This window comes from Kitasatospora sp. NPDC057965, from assembly GCF_042887135.1.
GTDB lineage: Bacteria > Actinomycetota > Actinomycetes > Streptomycetales > Streptomycetaceae > Kitasatospora.
This window is the reverse complement of record NZ_JBHVPZ010000019.1, coordinates 75,041-87,064: the sequence shown is the minus strand read 5'-3', so window position 1 is coordinate 87,064 and position 12,024 is coordinate 75,041. Positions and strand designations below refer to the sequence as shown.

Annotated in this window: 10 protein-coding genes and 1 pseudogene; 6 read left to right on the top strand and 5 right to left on the bottom strand. The window is 74.7% G+C overall.

What is annotated here, in order from left to right; translation table 11 throughout:
- Both ACFVVU_RS24590 and ACFVVU_RS24585 read left to right on the top strand, forming a co-directional pair.
- A pseudogene (locus ACFVVU_RS24590) lies at window positions 1-2,048 on the top strand (hypothetical protein); the annotation flags it as partial.
- A gap of 107 nt (window positions 2,049-2,155) precedes the next feature.
- Entirely contained in the window at window positions 2,156-3,085 is a 930-nt protein-coding gene (locus ACFVVU_RS24585; protein WP_344345574.1) for a cellulose-binding protein, read from the top strand.
- A 59-nt stretch (window positions 3,086-3,144) separates the two neighbouring features.
- Here ACFVVU_RS24585 and ACFVVU_RS24580 read toward each other — a convergent pair whose 3' ends face one another.
- Window positions 3,145-3,465, bottom strand: a complete 321-nt coding sequence (locus ACFVVU_RS24580; RefSeq protein ID WP_355371377.1) for a hypothetical protein — start codon at window positions 3,463-3,465, stop codon at window positions 3,145-3,147.
- Window positions 3,462-4,259, bottom strand: coding sequence for an alpha/beta fold hydrolase (locus ACFVVU_RS24575; RefSeq protein WP_387792222.1), 798 nt, complete (start codon window positions 4,257-4,259; stop codon window positions 3,462-3,464). Before ACFVVU_RS24575 ends, ACFVVU_RS24580 begins: the two co-directional genes overlap by 4 nt.
- 92 nt (window positions 4,260-4,351) lie before the next feature.
- Between ACFVVU_RS24575 and ACFVVU_RS24570 the strand changes: the two genes are divergently transcribed.
- Together ACFVVU_RS24570 and ACFVVU_RS24565 are read left to right on the top strand one after the other, a co-directional pair.
- Window positions 4,352-5,410 (top strand): ABC transporter ATP-binding protein, encoded by a 1,059-nt coding sequence (locus ACFVVU_RS24570; RefSeq protein WP_387792219.1) that lies wholly within the window; start codon window positions 4,352-4,354, stop codon window positions 5,408-5,410.
- Between the two features lies 1 nt (window position 5,411).
- A complete protein-coding gene (locus ACFVVU_RS24565) occupies window positions 5,412-6,176 on the top strand; it encodes an ABC transporter permease subunit (protein ID WP_380681301.1) in 765 nt (254 codons plus the stop codon).
- A gap of 11 nt (window positions 6,177-6,187) precedes the next feature.
- On the opposite strand, the gene ACFVVU_RS24560 is transcribed toward ACFVVU_RS24565, so the two are convergent.
- On the bottom strand, window positions 6,188-6,511 hold the full coding sequence (locus tag ACFVVU_RS24560; protein WP_380681303.1) for an ATP/GTP-binding protein: 324 nt from the start codon (window positions 6,509-6,511) through the stop codon (window positions 6,188-6,190).
- 227 nt (window positions 6,512-6,738) lie between these two features.
- Here ACFVVU_RS24560 and ACFVVU_RS24555 point away from each other — a divergent pair, with 227 nt between their 5' ends.
- Window positions 6,739-7,995, top strand: coding sequence for an LLM class flavin-dependent oxidoreductase (locus tag ACFVVU_RS24555; protein ID WP_387792216.1), 1,257 nt, complete (start codon window positions 6,739-6,741; stop codon window positions 7,993-7,995).
- A gap of 2 nt (window positions 7,996-7,997) precedes the next feature.
- Here the strand turns inward: ACFVVU_RS24555 and ACFVVU_RS24550 are convergent, their stop codons facing one another.
- A complete protein-coding gene (locus ACFVVU_RS24550) occupies window positions 7,998-8,390 on the bottom strand; it encodes an SCO5389 family protein (RefSeq protein ID WP_355371360.1) in 393 nt (130 codons plus the stop codon).
- A 510-nt stretch (window positions 8,391-8,900) separates the two neighbouring features.
- On the opposite strand from ACFVVU_RS24550, the gene nucS reads away from it, so the two are divergent.
- Window positions 8,901-9,560, top strand: a complete 660-nt coding sequence (gene nucS, locus ACFVVU_RS24545; protein ID WP_380681307.1) for an endonuclease NucS — start codon at window positions 8,901-8,903, stop codon at window positions 9,558-9,560.
- A 4-nt stretch (window positions 9,561-9,564) separates the two neighbouring features.
- Here nucS and ACFVVU_RS24540 read toward each other — a convergent pair whose 3' ends face one another.
- Window positions 9,565-12,021 carry an ATP-binding protein gene (locus tag ACFVVU_RS24540; protein WP_387792214.1) on the bottom strand — a complete coding sequence of 819 codons (2,457 nt, stop codon included), beginning with the start codon at window positions 12,019-12,021 and terminating at the stop codon, window positions 9,565-9,567.
- Window positions 12,022-12,024: the final 3 nt, after the last annotated feature.

Below are 12,024 nucleotides of genomic sequence, written 5' to 3'. Positions count from 1 at the left end.
CCGCCGCGGCGGAGCTGACCGAGCGCACCGCCGCCGAGACCGCCGCCGTCCGCGAAGCCGCCGACACCCACGCCGAACGCGTCCGCACCGACGCCGAAACCGCCGCCAAGGAGCTGCGCGAGCGGGGCGCCGCCGACCTGTCGCTGGCCGAGGAGCAGGCCGGGACGGTCCGCGCCGAGGCCGGCCGTGAGCTGTCCGAGGCCCGCGCCACCGCCGCGGCGATCCGCACCGAGGCCGGCGAGGAGCTGGAGCAGGCCCGGCGCGACGGCGAGGAGCTGGTCGAGGCCGGCCGGACCGAGGCCGCCGCGCTGGTCGAGGCCGCCGAGGAGGAGGCCGCCGAGGTCCGCCAGTCGGTGGCCGGGCTGCACGAGACCGCCTCCCAGCAGATCGCCGAACTCCGCGCCACCGCCGAGCGGGACGTCGAGGAGCTGCGCGAGCAGGCCGAGCGGGCCGCCGCCGAGGTGCGCGACACCGCCGACCGGGAGACCACCGAGCTGCGGGCGCTGGCCGACCGCGAGACCGCCGAGCAGCGCGAGACCGCCGAGCAGGAGGTCGCCCGGCTGCGCGAGACGGCCGAGCACGAGACCGCCGACCTGCGGGCCCGGACCGCCGCCGAGACGACCGCCCTGCGCGAACAGACCGAGCTGGAGCTGGCCGCCGACCGCGAGGCCGCCGAGGCCGAGCTGGCCCGTCAGTTCGCCGAGGCGAAGGCCCACGACGAGCAGCTGCGCGCCGAGGCCGAGGACACCCTGCGCGCCGCCCAGGAGGCCGCCGAGCAGCAGCGCGCCGACTCCGAGCAGTGGGCCGCCCGGACGGTGGCCGCCGGTGAGGAGCGGGCCGCCGCCACCGTCGCCGAGGCGGAGGAGTTCGCCGCCGCCCTGCGCACCGAGGCCGAGGAGTACGCGCTCGCCACCCGCGCCCTCGCCGACGAGTACGACACGGCCACCCACGGCCGCGCCGACGCCTACGACGCCGAGGTCCGGGAGACCGCCGAGCAGTTCGACAAGGCCACCCGCGAGCGGGCCAAGTCCGTACTGGAGAAGGCCTTCGCGGACGCCGAGGCGCTCGGCGAGGACGCCCGGACCACCGCGCTGGCCACCACGGCCGCCGCCGAGGAGCAGGCGGACGCGATGGTCGCCGCCGCCCGCAAGGAGGCCGACCGGCTGGTCGTGGCCGGCGAGGCCGCCGGGCAGGAGGCCGTCGAGAAGGGCCGGTCCGACGCCGACGCGCTGCTCTCCGAGGCCCGGCGGGACGCCACCGCGATCCGCGAGCGCGCCGAGGAGCTGCGCGAGCGCACCGACGCCGAGGTGGAGGCCCTGCACGAGCGCGCCCGCAAGGAGAACGCGCAGGCCATGAAGTCGGCCGGCGAGCGGGTGGACGCGCTGGTGACGGCCGCCCAGGAGCAGCTGACCGAGGCCGAGGAGCAGGCGGTGGCCACCGTCGCCGAGGCCGAGGACCGGGCCGCGGCGCTGGTCGCGGCCGCCGAGGACCGGGCCAACGAGCTGACCTCGGAGGCGTCCACCGAGGCCAGCAAGGTCCGGCTGCAGGCCGTCCGCAAGGCGGAGGGCCTGCTCAAGGAGGCCGAGACCAAGCTCGCCAGCTCCACCGACCGCGCCGAGGCCCTGATCATCAAGGCCGAGGCCAAGCTGAAGTCCGCCCAGGACGAGGCGGAGGAGCGGCTGGAGTCGGCGTCGGCCGAGGCCGAGAAGCGGCTGCGGGCCGCCGACCGGGCCGCCGACGAGCAGGTCGAGCTGGCGAAGGCGGAGGCCGAGCGGCTGCTCGCCGAGGCACGGGCCGAGGCGCAGCGGGCCACCGACGAGGGCCGGCGCGAGCTGGACGAACTGGTGCGCCGCCGCAAGGACATCAACACCGAGATCTCCAGGGTGCAGGACGTGCTGTCCGCCCTGGAGGCCTTCGAGGCTCCGTCACCGGTCGCCCAGGCCAACGGGGGAAGCACCACCAAGAAGGACGGGGGGGCCAAGGCGGGTGCCGGAATTGGCTCTCCCCGATCGGGCGGCAATCGCTCCAAGAGCGCACCACCCGATTGAGCGGACATTGTCCGCGGGACAACGGCGTTTCGTCGCCGACACTCCGGTACCGTGTCAGGATTCCCTCAACCACCTCAGCGGTTTGACGACAGGAAGCCCAGAACCCCATGAGCGACAGTCACTCCCCTCACGGCTTCGACCTGGTGCGCCGTGGGTACGAGCGCGCCCAGGTCGACGAGCGGATCACCAAGCTGGTAGCCGACCGTGACAGTGCCTTGACCCGGATCAGCGCCCTCGAGAAGCGCATCGAGGAGCTCCACCTGGAGACCCAGACCGCCCAGGCGGCGGTCGCCGAGGCTGAGCCGTCGTACGCCGGTCTCGGTGCCCGGGTCGAGAAGATCCTGCGGCTCGCCGAGGAGGAGGCCAAGGACCTGCGCGAGGAGGCGCACCGCGCGGCCGAGCAGCACCGCGAGCTCGCCGAGGCGGCCGCCCAGCAGGTCCGCACCGAGGCCGAGAACTACGCCAAGGACCGCAAGGCCAAGGCGGAGGACGAGGGTCTGCGGATCGTCGACAAGGCCAAGAGCGACGCCGCCCAGCTGCGTGCCGAGGCCAACAAGGACGCCCAGAACAAGCGCGAGGAGGCGGACGCCCTCTTCGAGGAGACCCGCACCAAGGCCGCCCAGGCCGCGCTGGAGTTCGAGACCAACCTGGCCAAGCGCCGCGAGCAGTCCGAGCGCGACCTGGCCGCCCGTCAGGCCAAGGCCGAGAAGCGGCTGGCCGAGATCGAGCACCGCGCCGAGCAGCTCCGCCTGGAGGCCGAGAAGCTGCGCACCGACGCCGAGCGCCGTGCCCGCCAGACCGTCGAGACGGCCCAGCGCCAGTCCGAGGACATCGTGGCGGACGCCAACGCCAAGGCCGACCGCATCCGCAGCGAATCCGAGCGCGAGCTGGCGGCGCTCACCAACCGCCGCGACAGCATCAACGCCCAGCTGACCAACGTCCGCGAGATGCTGGCGACGCTGACCGGCGCGGCCGTGGCCGCCGCCTCGCTGCCGAACGACGACACCATGGGCGTTCCCGCCCAGCAGTCGCGCTGACGCGGCCCGCAGGCCCCGACGGCCCCCGCCCTCCCAGGGCGGGGGCCGTCCCCTTTTCCTCAGCGCGGGTAGGCGCCGTCCGGGCGCTGGTGCCCGCAGCTCAGCTGGTTGCCCTCGTCGTCCGAGACCGTCCCGAACCACGAGGTGCACCAGACCGAGACCGAGTCCGGCCAGTACTGCACCTCGAAGGGGTGCCCGGGGCCGTAGTCGCCGTACGAGGTGACGATGAACGTCTCCCCCGGGCGCATCCAGTAGTCCTCGCCCAGCGGTTCCAGGGTCAGTTCGAGCAGCCCCTCGCCCCGGTTGGTCAACGGCATCCGGCCGGTCACCTCCAGCGCGGAGAAGTCCCAGCCGCCGGTCTCCGCCCGTTCCTCCCTCATCCCGCCGCCACCCGCTCCAGCAGGCGCAGCGCCACCGCGTCGAACGCCTCCGGCGCCTCGATCGCGCTCAGGTGGCCCACTCCGGGAAGCACCGTCAGCTCCGCGTCCGGCAGGGCCTCCATCATCAGCTCCGCCTCGGTGAGCGGCATCAGCGCGTCCTCGGCGCCCGCCACCACGGCGGCCGGCACCCGCAGCCCGGCCAGCACGTCGAGGCGCTCCGGCCGGGCCGCCATGGCCCGCTGCGCCCAGGCGACGGCGGCCGGCGGGGCGGCCTCGATCAGGTCCTGCACCCGGCCGACCAGGTGCTGCGAGCCCGGGGCCAGCTGACCGTTCGCCACCCGCTCGTCGAGCAGCAGCCGGACGCTGTCGCGGGCCAGCACGGCGGAGGCGATCCGCTCCCGGTTCGTCCTGGCCGCCTCCGGGTCGGCGGTGGCCTTGGTATTGGCCAGCAGCAGGCCGGCCAGCCGGTCCGGGTGCCGCTCGGCGAAGGCCATCGCCACGTACCCGCCCATGGAGAGCCCGCCGAGCACCGCCCGGTCGATCCCCCCGGCGTCCAGCAGCCGGGCGACGTCGTCGGCGACGGCCTCCAGCGAGGGTTCCTCGGAGCCCAGCCCGGCGGCGCCGAAGCCGCGCTGATCGGGTGCGATCACCCGGGCCCGGTCCCCGCCCGGGCCGGGCAGCTCGTCCAGTTGGGCGGACCACATGGCGGCGTTGAGCGGAAAGGCGTGCAGCAGCACGAGGGGTGTTCCGGTGCCGCTCTCGCGGACCGACACTGCGGAGGGGAGCTGGGTCATGGGGCCACCGTATTCCGGTGTGCCCGGCGGGCCCACTCAGCAGGCCGCCTTGTCCGCATTGTCATAGTCTGACGGAGAGTGAGGGAGCTCCCATGATCGAGTTGCACGACCTGACCAAACGCTACGGCAGGACGCTGGCCGTGGACCGGCTGAGCTTCAGGGTCCCGGAGGGGGTGGTCACCGGGTTCCTCGGGCCCAACGGCGCCGGCAAGTCCACCACCATGCGCATGATCCTCGACCTCGACCGCCCCACCGGGGGCCGCGTCACCATCGACGGCAAGAGATACGGACAACTCAGCGAACCGCTCAAGTACATCGGCGCGTTGCTGGAGGCCAAGGCCGTCCACCCCGGCCGCACCGCCCGTGACCACCTGCTCTGGCTCGCCCAGAGCAACCGGATCCCCGAGCGCCGGGTGGACGAGGTGCTCGCCCTGGTCGGCCTCACCCCGGTCGCCCGCAAGCGCGCCCGCGGCTTCTCGCTCGGCATGGGCCAGCGGCTCGGCATCGCCAGCGCGCTGCTCGGCGACCCGGAGATCGTGATGTTCGACGAACCGGTCAACGGCCTCGACCCGGAGGGCATCCTCTGGATCCGCAACCTCATGAAGCGCCTCGCCTCCGAGGGCCGCACCGTCTTCGTCTCCTCCCACCTGATGAGCGAGATGGCCGTCACCGCCGACCACCTGGTGGTCATCGGCAAGGGCCGGCTGCTCGCCGACCTGCCGATGGCCGAGTTCATCCGCCGCAACTCCCGCTCCGCCGTCCGGCTGCGCAGCCCGCAGCCCGAGCGGCTGCTCGACGCCCTGGCCGGCGCCGGGCTGCGGCACGAGCCCGGGCCGGACGGCTCGTTCGAGGTGGTCGACGGCGACCTCGCCGCACTCGGGGAGCTGGCCGCCGCGCACGCCGTGGTGCTGCACGAGCTGAGCCCGCAGCAGGCCTCACTGGAGGAGGCGTTCATGCAGATGACGGCCGACGCGGTCGAGTACCACGCCGGCGCCGGACCGGTGCACGGCCCGGACGGCACGCCCGGCACACCCGCCGCACAGGACGCGGCGGGCGCACCGGGCGCACCGGGCGCAGCGGGCGCCTGGGGCGCGAACTGGAAGGGCGGCCGGGCCGGACAGCCCGCCTCCCCCGGCACGGAGGAGAACTGAGATGGCGTCCTTCCCCGCGGTCCTGCGCTCCGAGTGGACCAAGATCCGCAGCGTCCGCTCGACGGTCTGGACCCTCGCGCTGACCTTCGTGGTCACCCTCGGCATCGGCGCCCTGCTGTCGCTGCTCACCAACAACAACTTCGAGGAGTTCCGCAGCGACAACGCCCCGTTCGACGCCACCGGCACGTCCTTCGCCGGCATCATGCTGGGCGAGCTGGCCATCATCGTCTTCGGCGTGCTGGCCATCGGCAACGAGTACAGCAGCGGCATGATCCGGGTCACCCTGGCCGCCGTCCCGCAGCGCGGCACCCTGCTCACCGGCAAGGCCGTGGTGCTCGGCACCCTGGCGCTGGCCGTCTCGCTGGTGACGGCCTTCCTGACCTTCTTCACCGGCCAGGCGCTGCTCGGCGAGCACTCCACCTCGCTCGGCGAACCGAACGTGCTGCGCGCGGTGTTCGGCGCCGCGCTCTACCTCACGATGCTCTGCCTCTTCTCGGCCGGCGTCACCGCGATGCTGCACAACCAGACCCTGGCGCTGGGCGTGCTGGTGCCGTTCTTCTTCCTGCTCTCGCCGATCCTCTCGGCGGTGCCCGGCGCCAAGACCGTCGCCCACTACTTCCCGGACTACGCCGGCTCCCGGATGCTGCTGGTCTACGAGCAGCACGACCAGCCGTACGGGCCGTGGGCGGGCTTCGCCATCTGCCTGACCTGGACGCTCGCCGCGCTGGTCGGCGGGGCGCTGGTGCTGAAGAAGCGCGACGCCTGAGCCCAGGGCGGTCAGTACCGGGGAGCGCCGCGGCCGCGGAGCAGGTTCGAGGCCCGGCGCTCCCGCGCGCCCCAGCAGGCCCGGTGCCAGTGCCGGCGGTCGTCCACCCCGGCGCCGTGCATCGGCCAGGCCACGATGTGGCCCATGCCGGGCGGGATCTCCTGGTCGCAACCCGGGCAGCGGTAGTGCCGGCCGGCCGTCCCGGCGACCGTCTGGACCACCCAGTCGTCACCCTGGTAGTTCTCGGTCCGGCGCATCGAGCCGCCCAGCGGTGCGGCCGGCTCGGCCTGGTCGCGGTCGGCGGCGCTCTTGATCCGGTTGCGTCGGGGCGACACGGCAACTACCTCTCTACGAGTTGCGGGAACCGTTCCAGCCTACGGCCGGGCGCCACCCGACCGGGCCACTATCACGGCATCGGAGGATGATCGGGCGTTTCCCATGAGATCCACCCGTTTCTCCGGTAAATCGGTGCTCCGGTGTGCCATTGGCACATGACATGGGCTACTCACGAGGGGACAGGCGGGGCCCGCAGACCCTGCGCGCACCCGAGGAGGCCTCAGAAATGACCAGAACGAGCACCGCCACGGCCGTCGCCACCACCGCGGCGACCACGCTACCGGCGGCCCAGGGCGCGAGCGCCGCCACCGCGGACACCGCACCGGTCCGGGTCGGCGCCTTCCTGCTCTCCGCGCAGTTCCCCGGCCAGACCCACGGCGAGGCGCTGGACCGCACCGTGCGGGCCGCCGTCGAGGCCGAGCAGGCGGGGCTGGACAGCGTATGGCTGGCCGAGCACCACTTCGTCCCGTACGGCGTCTGCCCGAACGCCGCCACGCTGGCCGCGCTGCTGCTGGGCCGGACCAGACGGATCGGCATCGGCACGGCGGTCAGCGTGCTCTCCACCACCCACCCGGTGGCGCTCGGCGAACAGGCCGCGCTGCTCCACCTCACCTCCGGCGGACGCTTCACGCTCGGGGTGGGGCGCGGCGGCCCGTGGATCGACCTGGACGTCTTCGGCAGCGGCGTGGACGCCTTCGAGGCGGGCTTCCCGGAGCGGCTCGACCTGCTGCTGCGCTGGCTGCGCGGCTCCCGGGTGGGCGCGGCCGGGCCGCAGTTCAGCTTCCCCGAGGTGGCCGTGGTGCCCCGGGCCACCGAACCTCCCCGCCGCCCGGACCTCGGCGCCTGGCTGGGCCTCGCCGACCGGACCGGCACCGGCGTGCTGCGCTTCCCCCGTCAGCGCCAGGACGCCGACGGTCCCGCCGACGAGCAGCTCACCACCGCCGGCCGCCCGCCGGCCGGACCGCCGGTGGTGGTCGCCTGCACCTCACCCGGCGGGGTCCGCACCGCCGCCGAGCGCGGCCTGCCGATGCTGCTCGGCATGCACTCCGGCGACGACGACAAGCTGCGCATGCTGGAGCTGTATCGTTCCGCCTGGCTGGCGGCCGGACGCGGCGAGGAGCAGCTGCGCCGGGTCGCCCGCCGGCACGTCGCGGCCGGGGTGGCCCAGGTCGACGACCGCACCTCGGCGGCCCGGGCCACTCTGCTCCGTGCGATGCCCGGCTGGTTCGAGTTCGGGCTCGGCGCGCACCGCACGGTGGACGGCCGGGAACGCAAGATGCGCGACCCGCGCCAGTACACCGAGCTGCTCTGCGACCTGCACGCGGTCGGGACGCCGAGGCAGTGTGCGGACCGGCTGCTGGCCACCGCCGAGCGGACCGGCATCCGCCGCTTCGCCCTGCTCGCCGAGGGCAGTGGCGACCGGGAGGCGACCCTGCACAACATCGCCCGGCTCGGCTCCGAGGTCCTGCCGCAGCTGGGCTGAGATCAGCAGTCGCGGAGTTCCTCGGACTGGTTGAGCAGCTGTGCGCGGACCGAGGTGAAGCGCTCGTACCGCTTCTTGTTGGCGGAGGACGGCACGAAGACCGCCACCCGGTGACAGTTCTGGAAGGCCAGCTGAACACCGAAGTGCCGCTCCAGGGCACCCCGGATGGCATTGCTGGCGAGTGCCCGCAGGAGCTGGCCGCGGGCCTGCTCGCTGGGCGGCGGTACCTGGTTGTCGGCGAAGTCGGTGCCGTCGACCTTCGCCTGGGCGACCAGTGAGCTGATCAGGTCCCAGGCGTACGGCAGGGAGACGCGGACGCAGTCGACGAACTCCCGCTCGTCGACCTCGTCCCGCTCGGCCTTGTCCAGCAGGGCCGGTGAGACGTCGAGCGACATGGGTTCTCCTCTCGCGGACCACCCGCGCGACGCCCGGGTGGTGATGCGTAGTCCAAGTCCAAGCTGAGGGTGAGGGTGGGGACGCGTGTGTGTCCGGAGCACCGTCGGACGGGTGTGACGCCGTCGGACGGCCGGGTTTCCGGCACCGCGCCGACGCGGGGGCGCCGCAGACCTTTCGAGGGACGTCGGTCGAGGGCGCCGGCCGCTCAGAACAGCGTGGCAGTCAACGACGGGCCAGGCCGGTCATTCCTGCGGATTGCTCCGGGAATGCGCCCGTGTGCACCACATTGGCCGGATCCCGTCGGATCGTTCATCTGAAGTCTCCATCCCCGTTGACAGCGCTCCCGCAAGCAATCCGTCACACACCGTAGCGGCCTATCATGGTGGCCGCCAGGGTGCCGACGGGCTTTCGAGGATCGCAGGGCATCCATCGTGGCGGGGTTCGTGGATTCTTCACCCGCTCGTCGTGGAATCGCATCAACTGGCCCCGGTGGGCTAGCGTGGTCGACCGTGCGTCTCGTAATTGCCCGCTGCTCAGTCGACTATGCCGGTCGGCTCTCCGCCCATCTGCCCTCCGCCACCAGGCTCATCCTGGTCAAGGCCGACGGCAGCGTCAGCATCCACGCCGACGACCGCGCCTACAAGCCGCTCAACTGGATGTCCCCGCCGTGCGCCCTCAAGGAGGCCGACGGGGTCTGGACGGTGGAGAACAAGGCCGGCGAGAAGCTCATCATCACGCTGGAGGAGGTGCTGCACGACTCCTCGCACGAACTCGGCGTGGATCCCGGCCTGATCAAGGACGGCGTCGAGGCCCACCTCCAGGAGCTGCTCGCGGACCGGATGGAGGTGCTCGGCAGCGGCTGGTCGCTGATCCGCCGCGAGTACCCGACCGCGATCGGCCCGGTGGACATCCTGTGCCGCGACGCGGACGGTACGACGGTCGCCGTCGAGATCAAGCGCCGCGGCGAGATCGACGGCGTGGAGCAGCTCACCCGGTACCTGGAGCTGCTCAACCGGGACCCGCTGCTGGCGCCGGTGAAGGGCGTCTTCGCCGCGCAGGAGATCAAGCCGCAGGCGCGGGTGCTGGCCACCGACCGCGGCATCGGCTGCGTGGTCCTGGACTACGACGGGCTGCGCGGCATCGACGACGACAAGCTGAAGCTGTTCTGAGCGGTCAGGTGCCGCTCGGCGACGGGGACGTCGCGGACGCCGTCGGACTCACCGGGTCCGACGGCGTCGTCGTCGGCGGCGAGGGTGTGGCGGTCTGCGCGGGCGAGGTGCTCGCCGGGGCGGACGGCGTGGTCTCGCCGGTCGGCTGAGTGACGCCCCCGGCGCTGCCGCCGCCGGCCGTCCCGCCGCCCCCGCTCGTCCCGCCCGCCGTGGAGCCGCCCGTGCCACCGGTGCCACCCGAGGCACCGGAGCCGCCGACCGCGCCCGTACCGCCCGTTCCGCCGCCGGAACCGGCGGTGCCGCCCGCCGGGGGCTGCGGCGGGTTCGGGGCCGCGGGCTGGGAGGAGGCGGCCGTGCTGCTCTCCCCCGGGCTCGGCGAACGGCTCGCCCGCTTCGACGCCGGCGTCGAGGCCGACGGCGAGCCGGACGGCGTCCGCGAGGCGGTGGCCGCGCCGCTCGGCGCGGGCTCGTCGTCGGGCTCGCCGGAGGCCGGCTCGGCGGCCCCGTCCGAGGGCGGGTCGGTGGTCGGCGCGGCCGACGGGGAGGGCGAGGACGCCGAGGGCCGCGGCGCGGTGGGGCGCGGCGAGCTGCCCGCACCCGGCAGCACCGAGCCGTCGTCGCTGCTGCTGTGCGGATCGTTGCCCTTGTCCTCGCCGGCCACGGTCATCCCGACCGCGGTGCCGAGCACGCCCAGCGCCAGGACCGCCGCCGAGGCGGCGATCGCCGTGCGCCGGTTCCCCAGCCGCAGCGGCACCCGGGCGATGGCCCGCAGCCGGGGCCGACGGGCCGGCGCCGCCTTGGCCGGCGCGGCGGGCGGCAGCTGCCGGCCCTCGGCCCGCAGCAGGTCCAGCATCCGGCGCGCCCCGGCCGCACCGCGCTGCTCGCCGAGCGCGCCGCGCAGCGCCAGCGCGGCCTCCAACTCGGCGATGGCCCGGCCGGGTTCATGGACGCAGACGGCGTACACGCCCAGCTCGTGGCGGAACCAGGCCTCGTCGGCCCGGGCGCCGGTGTGCCGGGCGGCCTCCAGGCCGAGCTGCAGGGCGCGCTCCCAGGCCCCCCAGCGCAGCGCCAGCGCCAGCGCGGGGGCCGCGGCCCGGGCCAGCCGCAGCACCGCGTCGTGCCGCCCGGCGGCCCGGTCGGCGAGCAGGACGCCGATCACCACCTCGGCCTCGGCGGCGATCTGCGGCAGCGAGACCGAGGAGTGGCCGACCCACCAGGCGAAGTGCTGGGCGGCGCCGTCGGCGCTGCCGCGGGCCGGCCAGTGCGGGGCGAGCAGTTCCAGCGCCCCGGCGGTGAGCCGGTGGTGGCCGCCGATCGAGACGGCGAGCCCGGCGTCGGCGAGTTCGGCGAGCGCGCTCTCGCCCTGGCCGACGTCGATCAGCGCGGGCAGGTGCGGGGCGGTCGGGCACTCGCCGCCGAGCGCCACGGCGAGCCGCAGCACGGCCTGCGCGGTCTCGCTCAGCCCCTCGGCGAGCCGGACGGCGGGCAGCGTGGACTCGGCGACCGAGGGCAGCGGCACGGTGCCGCGCAGCGCGGCCTCGCGGACCGCCGGATCGGGGTGGTGGACGGGCTCCTCCACCGCGCCGAAGACGTCCATCCGGTCCTCCTCGGCGGCCACCAGGGCGTCCACCGCGACATCCCGCTGGCGCAGCAGGGCGGCGGCCTGGACGAAGCGCAGCGGCAGTCCCTCGGACTCGAACCAGAGGTCCACCGCCCATGCCTTCTCGGCGGCGTCCAGCGGCCGCCCGGCCAGCCGGGCGGCGAGGGCCAGACAGGCGGGCCGGGAGAGGCCGGCGAGCAGGTGGTCCCGGAGCCGGGAGTCCGCCGGGAGCAGCGGGCTGTCCGAGGCGGCGGAGATCAGGAACGCGCAGTCGGGGGCGGCACCGAGCAGCGCCTCCAGTTCGGTGCCGGTGGGCACCACCTCGTCGATGACGACGATCGCGCCGACCCGGGCGAGGTGTTCGACGAGCTGACCGGGGTCGGGGCGGAAGCCGGGGGCGTGGTGGGTCGCCGCGAAGAGGTCCTGGAGCAGGTCGGCGGCGGTGCGGCGGTGGCCGCAGAGCTGCACCACGCCACCGGGGGCGAGGCCGCCGGCCGCCGCGGCGACGGCCGACAGCAGGGCGCTGCGGCCGGAGCCGGCCTGGCCGACCAGGCGTATGGACCGGCCTTCGGCGAGCAGGGCGAGCAGCTGGGCGACGTCGTCCTCGCGGTCGAGCAGCGGCAGGTCGGCGGGCCCGGCGCCGAGGGCGAGCGGGCCGACCTGGCGGCCGGCGTCACCGGCCGGGCCGCGGGCGGGCGCGCCGGGGGTGACGGGGCGGGGCCGGGGGCGCCACTCCTCGGGACAGGGCCGCACCTCGGAGCCCTCGGGGCCGCCGACGGTCACCAGCAGTCCCCCGGAGACCAGTTCACCGCTCCGGGTGCGCACGGACTCCTGCCGGAAGTCACCGGTTGGCTGTGCCACGTT

Excerpts from the sequence above, each read along its gene's own strand:
- ACFVVU_RS24575 (WP_387792222.1), bottom strand. The coding sequence starts at position 4,259 with ATGACCCAGCTCCCCTCCGCAGTGTCGGTCCGCGAGAGCGGCACCGGA.
- ACFVVU_RS24555 (WP_387792216.1), top strand. The coding sequence starts at position 6,739 with ATGACCAGAACGAGCACCGCCACGGCCGTCGCCACCACCGCGGCGACC.
- ACFVVU_RS24585 (WP_344345574.1), top strand. The coding sequence starts at position 2,156 with ATGAGCGACAGTCACTCCCCTCACGGCTTCGACCTGGTGCGCCGTGGG.
- ACFVVU_RS24570 (WP_387792219.1), top strand. The coding sequence starts at position 4,352 with ATGATCGAGTTGCACGACCTGACCAAACGCTACGGCAGGACGCTGGCC.
- ACFVVU_RS24580 (WP_355371377.1), bottom strand. The coding sequence starts at position 3,465 with ATGAGGGAGGAACGGGCGGAGACCGGCGGCTGGGACTTCTCCGCGCTG.
- ACFVVU_RS24565 (WP_380681301.1), top strand. The coding sequence starts at position 5,412 with ATGGCGTCCTTCCCCGCGGTCCTGCGCTCCGAGTGGACCAAGATCCGC.
- ACFVVU_RS24550 (WP_355371360.1), bottom strand. The coding sequence starts at position 8,390 with ATGTCGCTCGACGTCTCACCGGCCCTGCTGGACAAGGCCGAGCGGGAC.